18 protein-coding genes are annotated in these 23,507 nt (G+C 63.6%); 6 read left to right on the plus strand and 12 right to left on the minus strand.

What is annotated here, in order from left to right:
• Positions 1–57: 57 nt before the first annotated feature.
• Positions 58–1,383, minus strand: coding sequence for an IS1182 family transposase (locus R0232_RS16335; RefSeq protein ID WP_431512776.1), 1,326 nt, complete (start codon positions 1,381–1,383; stop codon positions 58–60).
• A 33-nt stretch (positions 1,384–1,416) separates the two neighbouring features.
• Between R0232_RS16335 and R0232_RS16340 the strand changes: the two genes are divergently transcribed.
• The 6 genes from R0232_RS16340 to R0232_RS16365 all read left to right on the plus strand — a co-directional run bounded on the left by R0232_RS16340 (position 1,417) and on the right by R0232_RS16365 (position 8,209).
• Entirely contained in the window at positions 1,417–2,271 is an 855-nt protein-coding gene (locus R0232_RS16340) for a branched-chain amino acid ABC transporter permease (RefSeq protein WP_431512900.1), read from the plus strand.
• A 52-nt stretch (positions 2,272–2,323) separates the two neighbouring features.
• The gene (locus R0232_RS16345) at positions 2,324–3,400 is read left to right on the plus strand and encodes a branched-chain amino acid ABC transporter permease (protein ID WP_431512901.1); all 1,077 of its coding nucleotides are present in this window, start codon (positions 2,324–2,326) and stop codon (positions 3,398–3,400) included.
• On the plus strand, positions 3,397–4,245 hold the full coding sequence (locus tag R0232_RS16350) for an ABC transporter ATP-binding protein (protein ID WP_431512777.1): 849 nt from the start codon (positions 3,397–3,399) through the stop codon (positions 4,243–4,245). The genes R0232_RS16345 and R0232_RS16350 overlap by 4 nt, the downstream gene beginning before the upstream one ends.
• Positions 4,242–5,039, plus strand: coding sequence for an ABC transporter ATP-binding protein (locus R0232_RS16355; RefSeq protein WP_431512778.1), 798 nt, complete (start codon positions 4,242–4,244; stop codon positions 5,037–5,039). Before R0232_RS16350 ends, R0232_RS16355 begins: the two co-directional genes overlap by 4 nt.
• A gap of 114 nt (positions 5,040–5,153) precedes the next feature.
• Positions 5,154–7,010, plus strand: a complete 1,857-nt coding sequence (locus tag R0232_RS16360) for an AMP-dependent synthetase/ligase (RefSeq protein WP_431512779.1) — start codon at positions 5,154–5,156, stop codon at positions 7,008–7,010.
• A gap of 26 nt (positions 7,011–7,036) precedes the next feature.
• Positions 7,037–8,209 (plus strand): ABC transporter substrate-binding protein, encoded by a 1,173-nt coding sequence (locus tag R0232_RS16365; RefSeq protein WP_060983763.1) that lies wholly within the window; start codon positions 7,037–7,039, stop codon positions 8,207–8,209.
• A 215-nt stretch (positions 8,210–8,424) separates the two neighbouring features.
• On the opposite strand, the gene R0232_RS16370 is transcribed toward R0232_RS16365, so the two are convergent.
• The 11 genes from R0232_RS16370 to R0232_RS16420 all read right to left on the minus strand — a co-directional run bounded on the left by R0232_RS16370 (position 8,425) and on the right by R0232_RS16420 (position 23,507).
• Positions 8,425–9,075, minus strand: a complete 651-nt coding sequence (locus R0232_RS16370; RefSeq protein WP_431512780.1) for a TetR/AcrR family transcriptional regulator — start codon at positions 9,073–9,075, stop codon at positions 8,425–8,427.
• 154 nt (positions 9,076–9,229) lie between these two features.
• Positions 9,230–10,417, minus strand: coding sequence for an acyl-CoA dehydrogenase family protein (locus R0232_RS16375; RefSeq protein ID WP_431512781.1), 1,188 nt, complete (start codon positions 10,415–10,417; stop codon positions 9,230–9,232).
• 52 nt (positions 10,418–10,469) lie between these two features.
• Positions 10,470–12,251: an acyclic terpene utilization AtuA family protein gene (locus tag R0232_RS16380; RefSeq protein WP_431512782.1), complete on the minus strand. Its 1,782-nt coding sequence runs from the start codon at positions 12,249–12,251 to the stop codon at positions 10,470–10,472.
• A 57-nt stretch (positions 12,252–12,308) separates the two neighbouring features.
• The gene (locus R0232_RS16385) at positions 12,309–12,815 is read right to left on the minus strand and encodes a PaaI family thioesterase (protein ID WP_431512783.1); all 507 of its coding nucleotides are present in this window, start codon (positions 12,813–12,815) and stop codon (positions 12,309–12,311) included.
• Positions 12,816–12,858: 43 nt separating this feature from the next.
• Entirely contained in the window at positions 12,859–14,277 is a 1,419-nt protein-coding gene (locus R0232_RS16390; protein ID WP_431512784.1) for a VWA domain-containing protein, read from the minus strand.
• Positions 14,261–15,229, minus strand: coding sequence for an AAA family ATPase (locus R0232_RS16395; protein ID WP_431512785.1), 969 nt, complete (start codon positions 15,227–15,229; stop codon positions 14,261–14,263). Before R0232_RS16395 ends, R0232_RS16390 begins: the two co-directional genes overlap by 17 nt.
• Positions 15,226–16,476 (minus strand): acyl-CoA dehydrogenase family protein, encoded by a 1,251-nt coding sequence (locus R0232_RS16400; protein ID WP_431512786.1) that lies wholly within the window; start codon positions 16,474–16,476, stop codon positions 15,226–15,228. The genes R0232_RS16395 and R0232_RS16400 overlap by 4 nt, the downstream gene beginning before the upstream one ends.
• A 69-nt stretch (positions 16,477–16,545) precedes the next feature.
• Positions 16,546–17,706 (minus strand): acyl-CoA dehydrogenase family protein, encoded by a 1,161-nt coding sequence (locus tag R0232_RS16405; protein ID WP_431512787.1) that lies wholly within the window; start codon positions 17,704–17,706, stop codon positions 16,546–16,548.
• Between the two features lie 62 nt (positions 17,707–17,768).
• Positions 17,769–19,730, minus strand: coding sequence for an acetyl/propionyl/methylcrotonyl-CoA carboxylase subunit alpha (locus tag R0232_RS16410; RefSeq protein WP_431512788.1), 1,962 nt, complete (start codon positions 19,728–19,730; stop codon positions 17,769–17,771).
• Between the two features lie 8 nt (positions 19,731–19,738).
• The gene (locus tag R0232_RS16415) at positions 19,739–21,358 is read right to left on the minus strand and encodes an acyl-CoA carboxylase subunit beta (protein WP_431512789.1); all 1,620 of its coding nucleotides are present in this window, start codon (positions 21,356–21,358) and stop codon (positions 19,739–19,741) included.
• Positions 21,359–21,374: 16 nt separating this feature from the next.
• The gene (locus R0232_RS16420) at positions 21,375–23,507 is read right to left on the minus strand and encodes a 3-hydroxyacyl-CoA dehydrogenase NAD-binding domain-containing protein (protein ID WP_431512790.1); all 2,133 of its coding nucleotides are present in this window, start codon (positions 23,505–23,507) and stop codon (positions 21,375–21,377) included.

Raw genomic sequence — 23,507 nt, forward strand, 5'->3', positions numbered from 1 at the left:
GCCCGTTCGAGCGCCTGGTGCGTGGCCTGCGCGGCCTCCTGAGAGCCGCCAATCCCCTCAAGTCCCTCGCAAACTGCACATCCTGCGCAGGTTCAGCGCCAGACACACGAGCTTGAACTCGGCCTGGACCTTCTCCAACCCCCGCAGACTGAACTGCCTGAACCCCAGCACGCTCTTGATCCACCCGTTGGGTGCCTCCACGAGCCACTTTCGCTTGCGGTAGGCCGCCTGGCCCCGTGGCGCCCTCAGCTTGGCATCCATCGCTGCGGTGTGCGGGTACTGGTTCGCGTCGATGCTCACCGCCTGCTTGCCCTCTCGCCCCAGCGCCACGATCAACTCACTCGGGCTGTCCTTGAGCTGCTCGAACACCGCCTCCGAGCGGAACCCCGCATCGGCCAGCACCTGCTCGGCGTCGTGTCCCAGGTTGGCCTTGACCGCCGCCAGCAGCACCGGCAGGCGATCACTGTCGGCGGCGTTGTTGGTGAGTTCGGCCGCCACCACGATCTGGGCGGCCTCGTCCACCGCCGTGTGCGCGTTGTAGCTGTAGTCATAACCCCCACCGGCTCGCTTCATGATCCGGCTGTCCGTGTCGGTGAAGCTCTCCTGGGCGTTGTCCTTGGGCACACCGAAGTCGCGCTTGTAGCGCCCGCCCTTGGGTTTGCCGTCCTTGTCGCGGGGTTTGCGCTGGTCGTCCGGGTTGCGCCCGCGCGCTGCATCGACCTCTTGCTGGCGCTGCTGCAGGCGCAGCTTGGCCGCCGTGATCGCGGCCAGCCGGTCGGCTCTGCGCTGGATTTCGCCGGGGATGTCAACGTCGGGCTCGTTCTTCTCCAGATCGTCAGCCGCTTTGGCCCGGTTGAGCAGTCCGTCGATCTGCGCCTTGAGCTCGACCTCGGCCTTGAGCATGCGCTCGTAGCTCATGGCCTTGTGGCGGCTGGCGTTGGCCTTGAGCTTGGTGCCGTCCACCGCCACGGTGCCCAGCTTGACCAGGCCGCACTCGCGCGCCAGGCCAACGACCTGCACGAACAGGGCCGACAGCTCTTGCAGGTGCAGTGCCCGGAAGTCACTGAGCGTGCGGTGCGCCGGATAGTTCTCGGCGGCCAGTACCCGCAAGGCCACGTCATCAAACAACTTGGCTGCGAGCTTGCGCGAACTGAAGGTGCCGGTGGCGTAGCCGTAGATCAGCACCTTGACCATCATGGCCGGGTGGAACGGCTGGTTGCGTGGGCCTGCCTTGGCGTAGCGGGCGTGAAAGGCGCTCAGATCCAGGCTGTCGACGCTGTCGCTGATGAAGTACGCCAGGTGCCCCTCGGGCAGCCAGTCTTGCAGCGCTTCGGGCAGCAGCCGTTGTTGTTGCGGTTCGTAGGGGAGGTAACTTGCGGCCATGACCGCAATCTACCAAGCCTTCTCAAACTCGTCATCCTTCTGCCGCGCAGACTCCTAGGTTTCGTTCTCATCTACAAGGCCACCGAAACCGTGAGCTTCGCGCAAGGCGAGCTGATGATGCTGGGCGCGTTCGGCGGGCTTGCCAGTATGGCCATGCTCGGTTTTCCGTTCTGGCTGGCGGTACTCAGCTCTATCGCCGGCATGGCGCTGTTCGGCGTGCTGCTGGAGAGGTTGGTGATTCGGCCCATCCTTGGGCAGCCGGCGTTTTCCATTGTGATGCTGACCATCGGCGTCGGCTATATGGCGCGCGGCCTGATCACCATGATCCCGGGCATAGGCACCGAAACCCACACCCTGCCTGTGCCGTACAAGGACATGATCTGGAAAATCGGCGGGGACGTAAACGCGCAGGGTACGTTGATCCTCAACGTCGAGCAGATGGCCGTCATCGGCAGCACCGCCGTGCTGTGCCTGATGCTGTTTGCACTTTTCAAGTACAGCAAACTCGGCATCGCCATGCAGGCCTCGTCGCAAAACCAGTTGGCTGCGTATTACATGGGCATTCCGGTCAAGCGCCTCAACGGCCTGGTGTGGGGCTTGGCTGCTGCCGTGGCGGCCATCGCCGGCCTGCTGCTGGCACCGATTACATATGTGCACGCCAACATGGGCTTTATCGGCCTGAAGGCTTTTCCGGCGGCGGTGGTCGGCGGTTTTGGCAGCCTGCCCGGCGCGATTGTGGGCGGACTGATCATTGGGACCGTCGAGTCGCTGTCGGGTTTTTACCTGCCCGACGGCTTCAAGGACATTGCTCCCTATGTGGTGGTGCTGATCATGTTGATGGTCAAACCCAACGGCCTGTTCGGCGAAAAACTCCGTAAGAAAGTATGAACCCACACGCTTTCACTTCGTGTCGCTCACCGCATCCAGAAAAACAAAAGACATGAGATTTATCTTCAAGACCGACTACGGGCAGGATATCAATCTTGCCAAGCATGGCGGCCATGTGTTCTGGTACAGTGTCCTGTTGCTGATGCTGCTAGCAGCACCGTGGCTGTTTGCCGAGTACTACTTGGCCCAGTTGACTTTCATCCTGATCTACGCCGTCGCCGGACTCGGACTGATGCTGGCGGTCGGGTTTACCGGTCTGTTTTCGTTGGGCCACGCGGCCTTTCTCGGCGTCGGTGCCTACACGCAGGCGGTCCTGACGAACGCTGGCCTGCCCTTCCCAATCGCATTGGCTTGCGCCGCGGGCCTGTCCGCCGCAGTCGGGCTGATCGTGGGGCTGCCGGCACTGCGCGTCAAAGGCATTTATCTGGGGATGGCCACACTATCGTTCGGCTTCATTGTCGAAGAAGTATTTGCGCGCTGGGAATCCGTCACCGGCGGCAATGCCGGTATCCACATCAAGGCGCCCGACCTGTTTGGCTGGAAACTGGGTAGCGGGGAAGCATTTTACTTTCTCTGCCTGGTGATCGCCATCGGCGCGACGCTGGCCATTCTCAATCTGCTGCGCTCGCCGACCGGCCGCGCCTTTGTGGCCATCCGCGATTCGGAAATCTCGGCACAAAGCATGGGCATTCACCTGGCCCGCTACAAGACGCTGTCGTTTGCACTGTCTGCCGCGCTGGCCGGCATTGCGGGTGCGCTGTATGCCCACAAGCTTCAGTTTATCTCGCCCGATCAGTTCAACCTCCTGCAGTCGATCGACCTGCTACTGATGATCGTAGTGGGCGGCCTGGGCTCGGTGCACGGCGCTTTTCTGGGCGCCATCTTCCTGATCTCCATGCCGCAGGCCATTGCGCTGGTCAAGGACTACCTCCCCGCGGCCATCGGACAGGCGCCGGGCCTGCAAGGCGTGGTGTACGGCATGGTGCTGATTGCCTTTGTTCTGCTTGAACCGCTGGGGCTGTATGGGCGCTGGTTGAAGATACGCACCTACCTGCAGACCTTTCCGTTCTACCGCAAAGGCATGTTCAAGCGTCAAAAAACCTACCAGAAATCGGATCGCTTGAAATGACCGACACCCAACAAACTGCCGACCAGCCCCTGCTATCGGCAAGAAATCTCAGCGTCCGTTTCGGTGGCGTTCTGGCCGTCAACAACGTCAGCTTCAACGTGAAGCAGGGCGAGGTGTTCACGTTGATCGGCCCCAACGGCGCGGGTAAAACCACCTTGTTCAACCTGATCAGCCGCATCTACACACCGACCTCCGGCGAGATAGACTACATGCGCGCGAAGCTGACGGATCAGCCGCCGCACAAGATTGCGGCGCTGGGCATTGCGCGCACGTTCCAGAACATTGAACTGTTTGAACATGCCACGGTGCTGCACAACCTGCTGATCGGCAGGCACACACACCGGCAGACGGGTCTGTGGAGCGAAATATTTTTCACCGGAAAAACCCGCGCAGCCGAGCTGCAGGCGCGCGAAAAAGCCGAGCAGGTCATTGACCTGCTGGGCCTGCAGCACCACCGTGACTCCTTTGTCGCCGGCCTGCCCTACGGCGTGCGCAAGGTGGTGGAGCTGGCCCGGGCACTGTGCACCGAACCCAAACTGCTGCTGCTCGACGAACCGTCCTCGGGGCTCAATGTGGAGGAAACCGACGACATGGCCTTCTGGATCCAGGACATCAAGAACGAGCTGGGCATCACCGTGCTGATGGTGGAGCACGACATGACGCTGGTCTCCAAGGTCTCCGACCGTGTGCTGGCCATGAACCAGGGCGAGGTCCTGGCCATGGGCACCCCGCGCGAAGTGCAGAACGACCCTGGCGTGATCGAGGCCTACCTCGGCTCCATCGACGATGTGTCCTCGCTGCGCCGACCGCACCAGGCACCTGATCTGCGCGGGGATGCCCAATGAGCGCCGCAACGCCGCCCGTCAACGACCAGTCCATGCTCAAGCTGCTCAACGTGGAGAGTGCCTACGGCCCGATCAAGGCCATACGCGGCGTCAGCCTGCAGGTGCGCCGCGGCGAAATTGCCACCGTGCTGGGCTCCAACGGCGCCGGCAAAACCACCATTCTGAAAACTATCTCCGGCATCATCGATCCACGCAAAGGCTCGATCGAGTTTAAGGGCAGCAACATCACGGCGCAGGACCCGGTCTACATCGTCCAGCAGGGCCTGAGTCATGTGCCGGAGGGCCGCGAGGTGTTTCCACTGCTGAGCGTGCATGACAACCTGCTCATGGGCGCCTACACACGCAGGGACCGCGACGGCGTGGCGCGCGACATGGAAACGGTGTACCGGTACTTCCCCATCCTCAAGGAGCGCGCCATGCAGGATGCAGGCCTGCTCTCGGGCGGACAGCAGCAAATGCTGGCCATTTCCCGGGCGCTGATGGCCAACCCGGACCTGATCCTGCTCGACGAGCCCAGCCTGGGCCTGTCGCCCAAGCTGACCAAGGAAATCTTCGAGATCGTGGTGCGCATCAATCGCGAGCGCGGTACCACCATCTTGCTGGTCGAACAAAACGCCAACATGGCCCTGAACGCTTCCGACTACGGCTACGTGCTGGAAAACGGGCGCATCGTGATGGAAGACACCTGTGCCCGGCTACGGGAAAAGGAAGACATCAAGGAGTTCTATCTGGGCATGAAGGAAGACGGCGTGCGCAGCGAGCGGCGCTGGAAGAAGAAAAAAACATGGAGATGAAGATGGCCGAAGAATTCGCCAAGCCGGGGCCGCAGATCAGGCTTTGCCAGTCCGCATGCGCTGCGCACCCTCGGGGGGCAGCGCAGCACACGCAGTGGCAAGCGTGGGGGCTCTATGTCTAATCTTTGGGATCTCTCCCACGTCCAGCCCGAAACCCGCGTGGTGCTTGAGGGCGAGACCATTCCGGCGATGTTCTGGAACGCGGTCGAACAGCGCCGGGACAAAATCTGGCTGCGGCAGAAAAAACTCGGCATCTGGCGCAGCTGGAGTTGGAACCAGACCGGCGAGGCCGTGCGAGAGATCGCCGGCGGCCTGCTGAGCCTGGGTTTTGCGCCGGGGCAATGCGCGTCCATCCTGTCGAACACCGTGATCGAATGGGTGCTGGCCGATCTGGCCGTGCTGAGCTGCGGCGGCGTGGCCAACGGCATTTACCCCACCGACGCTGCGTCGCAGGTGCATTACCTATGCGAAGACTCCCGAACCACCATACTGTTTGTCGAGGATGATGAACAGCTCGACAAGGCCCTCGAAGTGCGCAGCGCGCTTGCCGACCTGCGCAAGATCGTGGTGTTTGACATGGAAGGCCTGCGCGATCTGGACGAGCCCGATGTCATCAGTCTTGCCGATCTGCGCGAGCTCGGGCGCGGGTACCTCGCCCAGCATCCGGGCGCGGTCGAGGCGCGCGGCCGGGCCCGCCGGCCCGAAGACCTGGCCATCCTGGTCTACACCTCGGGCACCACCGGCAAGCCCAAGGGTGCCATGCACAGCCACAAGGGCTTGGTGTTCACGGCGCGCGGCTTCAACACGCTGATGGCGCAGGACGAGCACGATGAGCGCATGTGTTTTCTGCCTCTGTGCCATATTGCTGAGCGCATGGGAGGGGAATACCTTGCGCTCTATACGGGCGCCAAACTCAACTTTGTCGAAAACCCTGAAACCATTCCAGAAAACGTGCGCGAGATCGCACCGACCGTATTTCTGGCGGTGCCCCGCGTCTGGGAAAAGTTCTACTCCGGTGTGACGATTGCCCTGAAAGAATCCAGCCGGCTGCAGCAGGCCGCCTACGCTTGGAGCATCGGCGTGGGCAGCCGGATCGCCGACAAGATCATGGCGGATCAGCCGATCAGCCGTTGGCTCAAACTGCAGTTCATGATCGCCAGCTGGATTGCGCTGGACAATGCGCGCAAGCTGATAGGCATACACCGCGCGCGCTTTTGCGTGACCGGTGCTGCCCCGATCTCGCCCGAACTGGTCAAGTGGTACATGGCGCTGGGCGTGCCCATGCTGGAGGTCTGGGGCATGACGGAAACCGGCGGCGCCTCGACCGGCGTGCCGGCCAGCCGCATCAAACCCGGCTCCATCGGCCCGGCGGCTAGTTACAACGAAGTCAAACTGGACCCCACCACCGGGGAAATCCTCGTGCGTGGCACCAATGTGTTCATGGGTTACCTGAACCAGCCCGAAAAAACCGCTGAGGCAATTGACGCTGAGGGCTGGCTGCACACCGGCGACATCGGCCTCATGGACGAAGACGGATTCTTCCGCATCACCGACCGGATGAAAGACATCATCATCACGGCCGGCGGCAAAAACGTCACGCCGAGCGAGCTCGAAAACGAGCTGAAGTTTTCGCCCTACATCACCGATGCAGTGGTCATTGGTGACAAGCGCCCCTACCTGACAGCCATCATCATGATCGATCAGGAAAACGTCGAAAAGTTTGCCCAGGATGGGGACATACCCTTCAGCAATTACGCCAGCTTGACGCGCACCACCGAAGTACTGGGATTAATCCAGTCCGAGATTGAACGGGTCAACAAGAAATTTGCCAGAGTAGAACAGATCAAGAAGTTTTTCCTGCTCGACACGCAACTGACGGCAGAAGACGAAGAACTGACACCGACGATGAAGCTAAAACGCAAGTTGGTGGAAAAGAAGTACGCTTGCCAAATTGAGGCGATGTACCGGTAATTTTTTGATTTTTATGGAGATAAGTGATGAAACCTAAATCGACAATGACGCTTGCCGCCCTGGCACTGGCCACTGGTTTGTCGGCGACACTTGCCCAGGCCCAAAGTCAGGGCGTCAGCAAGACCGAGATCACCCTGGGCTCGATTCAGGATCTCTCGGGTCCGCTGGCGAGTGCTGGAAAGCAGGCCCGTCTTGGCATGATGCTGCGGGTGGATGAAATCAATGAGCAGGGTGGCATCAATGGCCGCAAGCTCAAACTCATTGTGGAAGACTCGGCTTATGACCCCAAAAAAGCCGTGCTGGCCGCGCAGAAGCTGGTCAACCAAGACAAAATTTTCATGATGATGGGCCATATCGGAACGGCGCAAAACCTGGCCGCCATGCCGGTGCAGTTTGACAAAAACGTGATCAACTTCTTTCCCTTGACTGCGGCCCGTGAAATGTATGAGCCGTTTCACAGACTCAAGTACTCCCAATTGGCCTCTTACTACGACGGGATGAGACTCTCCCTGCCCAGGCTCGTCAAGGAGAAGAATGCCAAAAAAGTTTGCTCGATGTACCAGGACGATGAGTACGGACTGGAAGTGCAGCGCGGCGCGGACGAAGGCCTCAAAGCCATTGGCATGACCATGGTCGAGAAGACCACGTTCAAGCGCGGCGCCACGGATTTTTCGTCGCAGGTCGCCAAGCTCAAGGCATCCGAATGTGATCTGGTGGTGCTGGGCACCGTCATTCGTGAAACCATTGGCGGCATTGCGACGGCTCGTAAGCTTGGCTACAACCCAACGTTTATCGGTTCCACGGCGACCTACGCCGACCTGATCCACAAACTCGGCGGCAAAGCCATGGACGGGCTGTACGCGACCATGACGGTGCAAAACCCTTATCTGGACGACGATTCGCAGCCGATCCGCTTCTGGGCCAACAAATACAAGACCAAGTTCAACGAAGACCCGGGGGTGTTCTCGGTCTATGGTTACAACACCATTGACATCTTTGGCAAGGCGGCTCAAAAAGCTGGCCAGAATCTGACGACCGACAGCTTCATCAAGGCGATGGATGCGATGACCTTCCCGCCTGACATCTTTGGCGGCCCGCAGATGATCTTTTCACCGACCAAGCGGCTTGGCAGCGATGCGTCGCGCCTGTCGCAAATTGTCGATGGCAAGTGGAAGGTGGTTGCCGACTACAACAAGTAAGCGGTCGGCCCGCAAATGCCCTCCGAGGGGGGTGTCTAGGAATCGAGCCTGACTCCTCTGTTGGCTATCTTGTTTCGGTGGGAGCAGACGGGCAGTAAAAATACTGGGCAACTACAAAAAGCTGTGGCCATGAGAATCCGACAACCCAGGGTAAGTTGCAAACTGGCAGCAGGCAGGTCGAGTCAAACAGTGTCAGGTTCGTTAGTCGCCATATGCTATCGCGGCGTGTCGTGCATCACCAGCGCCACCATCGCGTCGGTCAGGTCATCCAGCGAAGCTCCATTCTTTGCGTCGAACCACTGCAATGACCAGTTCAGTGAGCCGAAGATCAAATGGCGCGCCAATGGTACCTCGGCCCGCAGACAGCCGGTTGATGCGAGTTCATGGAGCACGGGCGTCCATGCTGCTTCGTAGTTGCTTTGCAGCTCTTCGATGAGGCGGAGCTGCCGAGTGTTGAGTGCGCGCGACTCGTAGAGTACTGCCCACATGAAGTCGCTGTTCGTTTCCAGTAGCGTTTCGAAATGCAAACGGATCAGCTGCCGCAGAGTGGCCGCAGCGTCGTGTTTTCCACGTAGGACAATCGTCTGGCGCGCCAGAGCGCTGCGCATGCCTTTCTGAATCACCTCGTACAACAGCGCCTCCTTGCTTTTGAAGTGACAAAAGAGCGACCCGGAACGCATGCCGGCGGCAGAGGCGATGTGACGTGTGCTTGTACCGTTGAAGCCATGACGACGAAACAAATTCGCCGCGGCCTGGATGAGGTCTTGTCGGCGGTTGCCGTCGTCGCGCTGGTCTGGTGTCTTGCGCGGTCGGCCTCGTGGCCGCTTGGCCGCTGCGGAAGTGGGTTGGGAGCGAGTGGCGCACATGTTCAGAGAGCAGGCGCCTGCACCTGCCAATAGCAACGGTGCTCAAACACGTGACTTTCTGAAAATTGCGACCGCCAGTCGAGATGCCGGGAGCCCCGGTTCGGGAGCCTGATGCAGGGGATGGCATTCATCCGGTCAACTGCGGTTTCAAGGTTCAATACGACTTCGGCAAACCCAGCACGTGCTCGCCAATGTAGTTGAGCAGCATTTCGTTGTTGATCGGCGCGATTTCCAGCAGACGAACCATAGGCCAAAGCGTCACGATGTCGTAATCGCGGTCAAAACCGTAACCCCCGTGGGTTTGCAGCGCAGCCTCGACGGCTGCAACGGCTGCTTGCGAACCCAGCAGCTTGGCCATGTTGGCGTGTGCGCCGGCATCTTCGCCGTCGTCGAAGCGCTCGGCGGCGTTGTAGGTCATCAGGCGCGCTGCCTCGATCTGGGCCTTGGCCTGTGCCATGCGGTGCTGCAGCGCCTGGTACGAGCCGATCGGTTTGCCAAAGGGCTTGCGATCCTTCGCATAGGCCACTGCCTTGGCCAGCGCATAGTCGCCCAGTCCGATGGCAGCGCCAGCGGCCAGGAGGCGCTCGGAGTTCAGGCCCTCGAACATCAGCTTGGCACCTTTACCGGCCTCGCCGATCAGTGCGTCGGCGGGCAGTTCGACGTTGTCGAAGAACACCATGTACTGGCGCTCGGCCGTTTCCACCTGGATGTTGAGTTGCGTCAGTTGGATGCCAGGCGTTTTCATGTCCAGCACGAACAGCGACATGCCTTCGGTGCGGTTCTTGACCTCGGCCGCGCGGGTGGTGCGCGCCACGACGAGCATGAAGTCGGCGTCGCGCGCGCCGGAGATAAATACCTTCTGGCCGTTGAGCGTCCAGCCACCCTTGCCGTTCGGCGTGGCGAGCGTGGTCATGGCGAAGCTGTTGGTGCCGGCGTTGGGCTCGGTGATGGCAAAGCACAACTTTTTCTCGCCGGTGCAGGTTGGGGTGACGTATTTCTTAATCTGTTCGGGCGTGCCGTTGCGCACGATGGGCACGCGCCCCAGCCCTGTGACGACGAGGAACAGCGTGGGCACGCCGGCCAGGGCCAGGGCTTCGTTGAGCGCGGTGATTTCGAGCACGCCACCGCCCGAGCCGCCGTATTCCTCGGGGATCGAGAGGCCCAGCAGGCCGAACTCACCGAGTTTGGCCCAGAGTTCGTCGGGGAAGCGGTCTTCCTTGATGCACTGCAGGATGTAGGCGCGGTCGTACTGGGCGGTCACGCCGCGCGTGGCTTCTTGAATGTCGCGGATGCGCGCTTGCATGGCCTCCATGGCGGTGTTGCGGGTGGTGGGGGCGTTCATGGACTATCTCCTTGGGGTCGTGTGGTGGGGATCGAGGGGAACTGTGCGGCCATCAGATCGCCATCTCGGCGGGGATGGGCACGGGGAAGTCGAGCAGCATCTGCGCGTAGGCCTTGGCTTGCGGGTCCATGCGGATGGATGCAATGCCGCCACCGCCCAGCGCTTCCTGCAAAAGGAAGTTCAGCGCATGCGTGCCCGGCAGGTCGAAGCGTTCGACCTTGCCTTTGACAAGGTGCGCGAACCAGTCGGCCACGGCCTGCTCGGTCAGCGCGGCACGGATGAAGGGCAGGTATTCGGGGCGGCGCGCGATGATGCCGATGTTGGCCGCGTCGCCCTTGTCGCCGCTGCGCCCCCAGGCGAGCTTGACGAGCGGCACGGGGCGCATGCCGCGCGCAAAGGCGCTCGCAGCGGGCAGCGGGCCCGTGACGGTGGGCAGGCTGGCAGGGTTGAAGGGCTGGCCGCTCCACTGCGGCGCGGGCACGGTCTGCTCGCCCATGTCTATGCTCGCCACCACCTTCGCCTTGGGCACCAGGCACGAGAACAGGCGCACGACGGGCTGCACCTTGGGACGCCCGCCGGTGAAGCCCGTGATCGCCGGGGCCGACATCAGGGCCAGCGGCGCCACTTCGCGCGAAAACAGTTCGAGCGCGTCCTTGAGCGGGTGGCGCACACCGACCTTGAGCATGACTTCACGCGCATCAGGCCGTGCATGCGGGCCGTAGGTGTCTTCGGCGCCGATGGCTTCGACACAGGTCTCTGTGAAGTCGGGCCAGCCGCGCTGCGCATAGTGGCGGCGCATGCGCGCCAGCATGGCGGCGCCGACGCGCTGCGCCTTGGCGCCGGCATCGATGCCGCCGATCATGAACAGGCTCATGGCGCGAAAGCCGTCGGCGTAGGTGACGCTGACCTTGGCCTGGTCGGTCGGTGCGCGGCCGCGCGCGCCCTTGACTTCGACGCGGTCGGGGCCGATCTGCGTGAGCGTGACACCCGTGAAGTCGCACACCACGTCGGGCAGGATGTAGGCGCGCGGGTCGCCGATCTCGTAGAGCATCTGCTCGCCCACGGTCGAGGGGCAGACCAGCCCGCCCGTGCCTTCGGGCTTGGTGACAACGAAGCTGCCATCGGCGCGGCACTCGGCGATCGGGAAGCCCATGTCGTCCCAGCCCGGCACCGTGTCCCAGTCGGTGTAGTTGCCGCCGGTGGCCTGCGTACCGCACTCGATCAGGTGTCCGGCCAGGCTGCCAAGCGCCAGGCGGTCGTATTCGTCGGCGGTCCAGCCAAAGGCATGAATCAGCGGCGCCAGCGTCACCGCGCTATCGACACAGCGTCCGGTGACGACGATGTCGGCACCGGCTTGCAGCGCAGCCGCAATTGGGAAGGCGCCCAGATAGGCGTTGGCGCTCATCACCTTCTGGGGGAACGGCGCACCGGAGAACATTTCCTGGGTGCCGGCCGCCCGCAGTGCCTCCACCTGCGGCATCAAGTCGTCGCCTAGCACGGCGGCGATCGCCAGGTCGACGCCCTCGGCCTGGGCCGCCGCAACCAGCGCGGCGCGGCAGGCGGACGGGTTGACGCCGCCCGCGTTGGCAATGACCTTGATGCCGCGCGACTTCAGCTCCTTCATCAGGGGCTGGAGGGCAGCCACGAAATCCGGTGCATAGCCCTGCGCCGGGTCTTTGGCCTTGGCGCGGCTGAGCAGGGACATGGTGATCTCGGCCAGATAGTCGAACACCAGGACATCGATGTTGCCTTGCTGCACCAATTGGGCGGCGGCGAATTCGGTGTCGCCCCAGAAGCCCGAGGCACTGCCTATGCGTAGGGTGGTCTTGGTCATGTTTGTCTCCGGTGGGTTGAGTGAAGTGGTGGGACAGGGTCTGGCGGCCGTCTGGTATCAACGGGCCGCGACAATCTTGTTGCGCGGCCAGAAGACTCGCCAGATGCCTTTGGCCGTCGCGCAAACCTTGCCGTTGGCATCGACGAAGTCGCCCTCGGCAAAGGCGGTGGACTTGCTCAAGCGCACGATGCGGCCATGCGCCTCGAAGTGCGAACCCATGGCGGCGTCGAGGAAGGTGATATCGAGATTGATGGTGAACTGGCGCAGGTCGGAGGGGTTGATTTCTTTCGCTTCGGGAATGTCCATGAGCGCCGACATGATGGCCCAGCCGAGCGCGCCGTCGAACATGTAGGAAATGACGCCGCCGTTGAGCACACCGCTGTTGAGCTCGTTGTCGGTGCCGCCGCCGCCGAGCTGGGTCGGCTGCACTTGCGGCAGGCGCACGGTGACGCGGCCCACGCCGGTTTCTTCGACTTCGAGGCCCTGGGCTTTGAGGAACGGGCTCTCGTTCCACTTTTGCTTCCAGGCGGTGATGCGATCTTGCGGGCAGGCGGGGGTACTCAAGAAATTCTCCTCTGTGAAAAACGGGGTTGCGTGGGAATGCGTCTCAGGTGCTGGCCGCGTGCGTGCGCAGCAGCGCGTCGAGCGTGCCTTCGAGCTGCACGAGCGAGTTGCACTGCCGCGCGATGTGGCAATAGGGCGCGTAGCGCTTCATCTCCGAATCGCCAAGGCCCCAGAACGAGGTGGGCTCGGGGTTGAGCCAGATCACGCGGCGCGCGCGCTCGTAGAGCAGGCGCATGACCTCGGTGTGCGCCTCGCCGCGGTTGTTGCGCGCGTCGCCGAGGAACAGGATGGTGGTGCGGCGGTCGATCTGGTCGAGCAGCTGCTCTTCGATGTCGAGCAAGGTCTGGCCATAGTCAGTGCCCGAGCCGCCCACGGCCTGGATGACCTTGTCCACGGCATGCTCGACCGGCAGCTGCGTGAAGGTGTCGCTGACATCGACCAGATGGTTGGTGAACGCATAGCTGCGCACGCCGCTCAATTGCTCGTCCAGGCTGTATAGGAACAAGAGCAAAAAGCGCGCGTACTGGCGTACCGAGCCGCTCACGTCGCAGATGGCGATCACGCGCGGTCTATCCACCACCTTGGTGCGCCAGAAGGTCTCGAACAGGATGCCGCCGTAGGCCGCGTTTTTGCGCAGCGTCTTGCGGAAGTCGAGCTGGCCGCGTACGCGCTGCTTTTTGCGCCGCGCGTGGCGCTCGGCCAGGCGCTTGGCCATTTTGCGCACGATGATGTGCATGCGCTCGAAGTCGCGTTTTTCGATGTTCGAGAGCTTTTGCGTCTGCAGAAAATCGTCGTGCAGCTGGCGCGTGGGCGCGGTGCCGTAGAGCGCGAGCTTGCGCTCGACGAAGTCGCGCACCTCGTTGAACAGGCGCTTGCGCGTAAGTTCGAGCTCTTTGGCTCGCTCGGGCGCCATGGTCTGGCGCTTGGCTTCGGAGATTTCGCGGTCGAGCAGCTCCAGCCCCATGGCCTGCTGGATTTTTTGCGTGTAGTAGCCTTTTTGCGTGAAGAACCAGATGTCGGTCAGGCCGACTTCGCGCGCGGCCACCTGCATGCGCTTGGCGAGTGCCGCCGAGTCGCCCGAGAGCAGCAGCTGCGACAGCGCCTGCCCGCCGCTGCCCTGGCAGCCGCCGGGGCCTCCCGAGCCCGTTTTGGGTGGCTCGTCCTTGGGCTGGTCAGGGTTGGTTTGATCCGCGCCTTGCGGGACGGCTTGGCCTGCGCCGGATGCGCTGCCCGTCGGTTTTTTGAACGCATCGAAGCAAAAGAAGCGGTCGAAGGCCTCGTCGAACAGCACGCGGTCTGCCGTGGTCTTGGCCAGCGTGGTGCCGAGCGCGTTTTTGAGCAGCGCGCGGTCGCTCCAGCCGACGAGCTCGACGGCGCGCGCCGCATCGACCTGCGCGTTCAGGTGCACTTCGAGGTCGCTGCCGCGCAGCGCCTTGAAAAAGTCTTCAAGCGTGGCTTGCATGGGACAGCTCCGCGTCCTTGCGGGCTTGTTGCAACAGATTCCCCATCTGCTCATTCGCCGTGGCAATGTCCTGCTCGAACTTCAGGAACACGTTGAGCGTGTCGCGCACCAGGTCCAGGCTCAGGTGTTCGGCATTGAGCAGCAGCAGCGTCTTGGCCCAGTCTATGGTTTCGCTGACCGAGGGGAGCTTTTTGAGGTCAAGCTGGCGCACCGCCTGGATGAAGGCGACCAACTCGCGGTTGAGCGTGCCGGACAGGCCCGGCACGCGCCGCTCGAGGATGCGGCGCTCGAGCGCCGGCTCGGGAAAGGTGATGTGCAGGTGCAGGCAGCGGCGTTTGAGCGCATCGCTCATCTCGCGCGTGTTGTTGCTGGTCAGGAAGACGATGGGCTTGACCTTGGCCTTGATGGTGCCGAGTTCGGGTACCGAGACCTGGAAGTCCGACAGCACTTCGAGCAGGAGGGCCTCGAACTCGGGGTCGGACTTGTCGATTTCGTCGATCAGCAGCACGCAGCCCTTTTCTTGGTGCAGGGCTTGGTACAGCGGGCGCGGCTCCAGAAAATGTTCGCTGAAAAACAGGTCGTCGTGCGCGTGCAGCCTGTCCATGGATTCGGCCAGGCCCTGGGCGCCCTGCATCATCTCGCCGAGCTTGTCCTTGAGCAGTTGGGTGTAGAGCAGCTGCTTGCCGTATTTCCATTCGTACAGCGCCTTGGATTCGTCCAGGCCTTCGTAGCATTGCATGCGGATCAGCGGCACGTCGAGGACTTCGGCCATGCCCTTGGCGAGCTCGGTCTTGCCCACGCCGGCCGGGCCTTCGATCAGGATGGGCTTTTCGAGCTGAAAGCCCAGATAGACCGAGGTGGCGATCGCGGAGCTCGCGATGTAGTCGACGGCAGCGAAGCTCTGGGCGACGCGGTCTATGGATGCGAAATGGTCGGAATGCTCTGTTTTCATGAGGAGATGGAGTGGAGCAACTGCTGCCCCGTTTGGCGTTGACGAGATTGAGCGACGCCGCGAGCGATGCCCAGCACCAGACGCAGATCACGGGCGAGAGAACGCGGGGCTACGCCGGTTTGCGCGCTGTTTTCGGCAAAGAGCGGTGCGAGAGACACGGCTTGCGACGCCCCTTCGCAGGCCCTTTCATACGCGGTCTGCCAGCGTTCGAGCAGGCGGCGCGCGCCTACGGTGGAGTAGGCCAGCGCTTCCTCGTAGCCCTGCGTTTCGAGCTGGCGGGCGACGGCGTCGCGCACGGCATGCAGCGCCTGCCATTCGAGCTGCAGCGCACCGAGTTCGCGCACGGCGTCGGTGGCGGCTGTATTGGAGACGCTGTTATCGCCCGACGTTGCGGCCGCCATGCCGAGCGCACGCGCCAGCGCTTGGAGTTCGCATTGCATGGCGCCGAGCAGCGGGCCGAGCAGCAGCGCGTCCTCGACGGCGCGCACGGGTCGTGCGATGGTTTCAAAGGCCTGCCCAGGCGCGCCTATACGCCGGCTCGCAGAAGCACGGCAAGATGCGAGCAACAGGTCGCAATGCCCCAGCGGCGCCAGACCTTGCACGCCCGCGTTCGCTTCGCGCGCGAGGCCGGGTGTTTGGGTGTCGAGCAAGAAGGCGTCGAAGCGCTTGCGCCCCTCGTGCTCGGAGCTCACGGCGAGCACGATGATGGCATCGGCGGCAGGGCCATTGCTGACGAAGGCCTTGTGGCCGTCCAGTATCCAGTGCTCGCCATCACGGTCCAGCACAGCGCGTGTGCGCAAGTGCTTGGGCTGTGCGCCCACGCCGGGCTCGGAAATGGCGAGCGCGAGCAGGCATTCACCCGCAGCCATGGACGCCAGCAGCTGTGTGAGCATTGCGTGCGATGCGCTCAATGTGCCCGATGCGCCCTGCTGCAAGAGCGGGCCGAGCACGTAGCGCCCGAGCATCTGTTGCATCATCCAGGCCATGCCCAGTCCCAGGCTGCCCGTGGCGTGCGTGATTTGCCCCGCGAGCGCACTGACCTGCACGGCGTCGGCCACAGGAGGGCGCCCATCCGCCGAAAACCCTAGCCCCAGCATGCCGCCGCGGCCCAGGTGGGCCCACCAGTCGCGTGGAAAGCCGCCGCTGTCGTCTATGCCAGGCGCCGTCTGCAATGCCTCGCGCAGGGCACGGTGCAGGTCTTGCGGCATGGCGCCGGTAGCGGATGCGGTGGCAAGGGTGGATGGCATCTTGGGCAAACCTGTTGCTACCTTATATGCAGCTGCTTGTGCAGGAAATTCGTGCACTGGAGACCGATTTCATGCATGGAAACCGAGCTGGCGAGAGGCCAGGTCGCGCATGACTTCTTCGGCGCCGCCGCCGATCGCGTTGACCTTGACCTCGCGGTAGATGCGCTCGACGGTGACGCCGCGGATGAAACCTGCGCCGCCGTGGATCTGCACGGCCTCGCTGGCGCAAAAAGCCATGGTCTGCGTGGCCTGGTTCTTGAGCAGACAAATTTCACCCACGGGATGCTCGCCCTGTTCGACGCGCCAGGCCAGCAGCTCGAGCATGGCCTGCGTGGCCTCGATGCGCATGGCCATGTCGGCGAGCTTGTGGCGCGTGACCTGCATGTCGATGAGCTTGCCGCCGAACATCTCGCGCTGCTTGGCCCAGGCGAGCGCCTCGTCCAGGCACACTCGCGCAAAACCGTTGGTGCCCGCAGCGAGGAAGATGCGCTCGCGGTTGAAGTTCTTCATGATGGCCTTGAAGCCCTGGTTTTCCTGGCCGACGAGGTTTGCCACGGGCACGCGGCAGTTGTCGAAATACAGCGTCGCGGTGTCCGAGCACAGCCAGCCCATTTTGCGCAGCGGCGTCTGCGTGAAGCCGGGCGTGCCTTTCTCGATCAGCAGCAGCGAAACACCGCCGGGTCCGGGGCCGCCGGTGCGCACGGCCACGGTGTAAAAGTCCGCGCGTATGCCCGAGGTGATGAAGGTCTTGGAGCCGTTGACGATGTAGTGGTCGCCCTCGCGCCGCGCCGTGGTTTTGAGATTGGCCACGTCCGAGCCCCCCGATGGCTCGGTGATGCCCAGCGCGCTGATCTTTTCGCCGCGCAGCACGGGTGGCAGCACGCGCTGCTTGAGCGTCTCGCTGCCCACGTTCACGATGGGCGGGCAGCCTATGGTGTGCGACAGCAGGCTAGCGAGCACGCCGCCCGCGCCGCAGCGCGCGAGCTCCTGCGAGGCGATGATGGTCATGAACAGGTCGCCGTCGTTGCCGCCATAGGCTTCGGGAAAGCCCAGGCCCAGCAGACCGACTTCGGCGGCTTTGCGGTAGAGCTCGCGCGGAAAGCTGCCGGCGTCGTCCCATTCATCGACGAACGGCGTGATTTCCTTCGCGACGAAGCGGCGCATGGCGTCGCGAAAGGCCACATGTTCGGTGGTGTAAAAAGGACTGGCTCCTTGGGCGGTGGTGGACATGGGCGTCTCCTTGAATCTTTGCTTTAGTGGTGAGGGGTTGTGTGAACGGGGCCGGCGGCTGGCTACGCGCTTTCTTCTTCGACCAGCGACACCAGAACAGCTTTGGACGGCACCTGGTCGCCTACGCGCACGAGCACCTGACCGACCACGCCCTCGCGGCGCGCGAGCAGTTGGTGTTCCATCTTCATGGCTTCGAGCACGGCCACGCGCTGGCCCTTTTCGACACGATCGCCGGGCTGCACGAACACGCCCAGCACCTTGCCGTTCATGGGCGCGACGATGCGCGCCTCGGCGCTGCCTGCGGCACCGGCGGGCGGCGCGTACGTCACGTCTTCAAAGCAGGCGCTCAGGGTCTTGAATTCGAGGTGCAGGCTGCAGTCATCGAATGCCGCCAATGCCTGCTGGCGCACGCCGTCGGCGAGCAGGCTGAGCTGGGCGCCGCTGCTAGCGAGTACGCGGATCTGGTGCACTTGCGCGCCCACTTCGATGCGGTAGTCGTGATTGTCCAGCGCGGTCACGAAGATGAGGTGGCGGCGCTCGTTTTCGCCCAGCGTCATGGGCCAGCGTGCCGGCCCGGTGGTGCGCCAGGGGCGCGCGCCCGCGGGCGTGGTGGCATCGAACCAGAGCACAGCCGCGATTGCCAGCGCGAGCGAGTCGGGCTGCGGACGCACCCACTGCGCAGCGTCGAAGTTCTGCGCGATGAAGGCCGTGTTGGCATTGCCTGCGGCGAACATCGGATGCTCGGCCACGGCTTCGAGGAACGAGCGGTTGTTCGCTAGCCCCAGCAGCTGCGTGTTGTGCAGCGCGCCGATCAAGCGCCTGCGCGCTTCTTCGCGCGTCGCGCCGCTGGTGATGATCTTGGCGATCATCGGGTCGTAGTGCGGGCTCACGGCCTGGCCTTCAATCAGGCCGTGGTCCACGCGCACGCCGGGCCCGCTGGGCGGCTGCCACACGAGCACGTCCCCGCTTTGCGGCAGAAAGTCGGCGTACGGGTCTTCGGCGTACAGGCGCACTTCGATGGCGTGGCCCGACAGCTGCACCTGCTCCTGCGTCAGCGGCAGCGCCTCGCCACGCGCCACGGCGAACTGCCAGGCGACGAGGTCCAGCCCTGTGACGCACTCGGTCACGGGGTGCTCGACCTGCAGGCGCGTGTTCATTTCGAGGAAGTAGAACTTGCCATCGCGGTCGAGCAGAAACTCCACCGTGCCTGCGCCCACATAGTTCACGGCACGGGCCGCGGCCACGGCGGCGGCGCCCATGCGCGCGCGCAACTCGGGCGAGACGGCAGGCGAGGGCGCTTCTTCGAACACTTTCTGGTGGCGGCGCTGGATCGAGCAGTCGCGCTCGCCGAGGTGGATGATGTTGCCGTGCCGGTCGCCGAACACCTGGATTTCGACGTGGCGCGGCTCGATTACGGCGCGCTCGAGGATCAGCTCGTCGCTGCCGAAGGCGTTTTGGGCTTCGGAGCGTGCACTGGCGAGTGCGTTGGGCAGGTCTTCGGTCTTGGCGACGAGGCGCATGCCACGACCGCCGCCGCCGGCCGCGGCCTTGACCATGATGGGAAAACCGATTTCGCGTGCCTGCGCGATCAGCACGGCGTCGGACTGGTCGGTGCCCTGGTAGCCGGGCACGCAGGGCACGCCCGCAGCGAGCATCAGGCGCTTGGCGCCGGCCTTGTTGCCCATGTGCAGAATGGCCTCGGGGTCTGGCCCGATGAAGACCAGCCCGGCGTCCTGGCAGGCTTGCGCGAAGGCTTCGTTTTCGGACAGAAAGCCGTAGCCCGGATGCACGGCGTCAGCGCCCGTGCTGGCCGCGGCGCGCAGCAGTGCCTGCATGTTAAGGTAGCTCTCGCGCACGGGTGGCGGGCCTATGCAGACGGCCTCATCGGCCAGGGCGACGTGCAGGGCCTGGACGTCGGTCTCGCTATGAACGGCCACGGTGCGGTAGCCCAGGGCTTTGGCCGTGCGGATCACGCGGCAGGCGATTTCGCCACGGTTGGCGATCAGGATCTTGGTAAAACGCATGGGCTTTCTCACATCCGGCCGACACCGAAGGTGTTGGGATTCAGTTGACGGGCTTCGGCGTCGCGGCACACGGCCAGGGCGGTGGCGAGCACGCGGCGGGTGTCGCGCGGGTCGATGATGCCGTCGTCCCATAGGCGCGCCGTGGCGAAGAACGCGTGCGATTCCATGTCGAAGCGCTGTAGGATTTCCTCGCGCATGGCTTGCATGGCGTCGGTCGGCGGCGTCTTGCCCGTGCGGGCAAATTTTTCTTCGGTGACGATGCGCATCACCGTCGCAGCTTGCTCGCCACCCATCACGGCCACGCGCGAGTTGGGCCAGGAAAAGACAAAACGGGGGTCGTAGGCGCGGCCACACATGCCATAGTTGCCGGCACCGAAAGAGGCGCCGATCATCAGCGTGATGCGCGGCACGGTGGCGTTGGTGACGGCCTGGATCATCTTCGCGCCGTGCTTGATGATGCCGACCTGCTCCACGTCCTTGCCCACGAGAAAGCCCGTGGTGTTCTGCAAAAAGATGAGCGGCGTGCCCGACTGGCTGCACAGCTGGATGAATTGCGCGGCCTTGGTCGCGCCCTGTGGATCGATCGGGCCGTTGTTACCCAAAAAGCCGCAGGGCTGCCCTTCGATGGCGCCCATGCCGCACACCGTGGCGCTCCCGTATAGGGCCTTGAACTCGAGGAAGTCGGAGTCGTCGATGATGCGTGCGAGCACCTCGCGCATGTCGTAGGGGTGGCGAAAATCGACGGGCACGGTGCCCACGATCTCGTCGATGGCATAGCGCGGCTCCTTCCAGATTTTGGAGGGGCGCAGCGGCAGATTGTCGTTCCAGGGCAGACGCGCCACGATGTCGCGCGCAATGCGGATGCCGTCGGCGTCGTCTTCGGCCAGGTATTCGGCCACGCCCGAGGTGGTGCAGTGCATTTCGGCGCCGCCCAGTTCCTCGTCGGTGGCGATTTCGCCCGTCGCGGCCTTGAGCAGCGGCGGGCCTGCGAGAAACGCCTTGGCACGTCCGCGCACCATGATCACGTAGTCGGACATGCCGGGCAGATAGGCGCCGCCGGCCGTCGAATGCCCGTGCATCACGCAGATCTGCGGAATGCCAGCGGCCGAGAGCCTCGCCTGGTTGGCAAAGCCGCGCCCGCCTTCAATGAAGACCTCGCCCACGTGCATGAGGTTCGCGCCGCCCGACTCGACGAGGCGGACCACGGGTAGCTTGTTTTCCATCGCGATGGCTTCGGCACGCAGGCTCTTGCGCATGCCCATGGGCGTGATGGTGCCGCCCTTGATCGCACTGTCGGACGCGATCACCACGCAGCGCACGCCCGACACTCTGCCGACGCCGGTGATGATGCCGCCGCCGAGCACGTTTTTGTCACCATCGTCGTCGTGCATGCGCAGGCCCGCGAGCGTGGAAAACTCCAGCCATTCGGAGCCGCGGTCGAGCAGCAGCGCGATGCGCTCACGCGGCAGCAATTGCTTGCGCGCGCGGAACTTGGACTCCTGGCTGTTGGAGGTGTTGCGCACGCGGTCCTCGCAGTCACGAAAGTGGTGGATCAGCGCGAGCATCTGCTCGCGCTCGCGCTGGAAACTCTCTGATTGCGGATCGATTTGGCTTTGGATGGCGGGCATGGGGGCTATCCCTCGCTCAACGGGGGTAGAAGGCGGCGTCGCGCTGGGCCATGTCGCGCAGCAACTGGGGCGGGGCGAAACGCGGGCCGACACGCTGCGCCAGGGCTTCGCAGGTCTGGACGAATTCGGCCACGCCCACGGTGTCGATCTGGCCGATCGGGCCACCGAGGCAGGGCGGGAAGCCCCAGCCCAAAATGGCGCCCACGTCGGCATCGACGGGCGCGAGCAGCACCTTTTCTTCGAGGCAGCGCGCGGTTTCGACGGACTGGATGAACATCAGGCGTTGCTTGACGTCGTCCACGCTGGGCTGCGTTGCTGCCAGCGCAAACTCCTGCGCGAGGCTGCTCCAGAGGTGTTTGGGCGCGCCTTGCGGATAGTCGTAAAAGCCCTTGCCGATTTTCTTGCCCAGGCGCCCGAGCTTGTCAACCATGCGGTCGCAGACATCGTCGATGGCGCTGCGCTGGTAGGCTGCGCCGAGATCGGCGGCGGTCTGTTTACGGATGCGCGCCATGAGTTCGAGCGATACCTCGTCGGCCAGCGCGAGCGGCCCAACGGGCATGCCGCACATGCGGCCGGCGTTTTCGATCAGCGCCGGCGCCACACCTTCGGCAAGCAGCGCCAGGCCTTCGCCGACGTAGGTAGAAAACACGCGGCTGGTGTAAAAACCGCGACTGTCGTTGACGACAATGGGCGTCTTGCGGATGGCCTTGACGAAGTCCATGGCACGCGCGAGGCACTCGTCGCTCGTCGCCTTGCCGCGGATGATCTCGACCAGCGGCATTTTGTCCACGGGCGAGAAGAAGTGCAGGCCGATGAAGTTCGCCGGGCGCGCCGAGGCTTCGGCCAGGCCGGTGATGGGCAAGGTGCTGGTGTTGGATGCAAAGACGGCGCCGGGCGCAAGCTGGGCTTCGGCTTTGCGCGTGACATCTGCCTTGATGGCGCGGTCTTCGAACACGGCTTCGATCACGATGTCGCAACCGTCAAGCGCCGCAAAATCGGTCGTGGGCTGGATCAGCGCGAGCTTGGCGTCGCGTTCGGCCTCGCCCATGCGCTTGGCGGCCACGCGTTTGCCCCACAGCGCTTCACTGTAGCCTTTACCTTTGTTCGCGGCTTCGAGGCTGGAGTCGAGCAGCACCACCTGCATGCCGACTTCGGCGCACGCATAGGCAATGCCCGCGCCCATCATGCCCGCGCCCAGGACGCCGACCTTGCGGTAGCTGGCCTTGGGCACATCCTTGGGGCGCGAGGCGAGCTTGTTCGCGTCGCCGATGCCGAAGAACAGCGAACGGATCATGTTCTTCGATTCAGGCCCCGTCGCCAGCTTCGCGAACTCGCGCATCTCGACCCTGCAGCCGGAATCCATGTCGAGTTGGCAGCCGTTGTAGACGCAGTTCAAAATCGCCTCAGGTGCGGGATAGTTGCCAAATGTTTTGGCGCGCAGCATGGCGTTGGCGGCCGTGAAGATTTCGTAGCCGGCGGGGCTTTGCACCGCGCCGCCGGGCAGCTTGAAACCTTTCTGATCCCACGGCTTGACGACATTCTTGACGCCCTCGGCCAGCAGCCATTGCCTGGCGCGTGCGAGCAACTGGTCGGCCGGCACGACCTCGTCGACCAGGCCGGCTTCGAGCGCTTTCTCGGGAGGCAACTTTTTGCCTTCGAGCAGCAAGGGCAGGGCTCCGCGCAGCCCGATCAGGCGCGGCAGGCGCTGCGTGCCGCCGCCCCCCGGTAGCAGGCCGATGGCCACTTCGGGCAGGCCGATCTGGGCCTTGGGGTTGTCGGCCGCAATGCGGCGGTGGCAGGCCAGCGCGACCTCATAGCCGCCGCCCAGCGTGGTGCCGTTGAGCGCGGCGACGAAGGGCTTGCCGCTTTTTTCGATGCCGCGCAGCAAAGTGTGCAGGCGCGCGACGAAGTCCATCAGGCCTTGCACGTCGGTGATCGCGAGCATCATGTTCAGGTCGGCACCGGCGATGAAATCGGTCTTGGCCGAGGCGATGATCACGCCCTTGACGGCGGCGTCTGCCACGGCCATGCGCACGGCCTCGCTGAACGCGGGGATGGATTGTTCGTTGAGGACGTTCATCGGCACGTCCTGCATTGCCCAGGTGATGGTGGCGATGCCTTCCGCATCCACCTTGTAGTCGATCGTCAT

The sequence above is a fragment of the Variovorax sp. DAIF25 genome, assembly GCF_050711835.1.
Lineage (GTDB): Bacteria > Pseudomonadota > Gammaproteobacteria > Burkholderiales > Burkholderiaceae_C > Variovorax.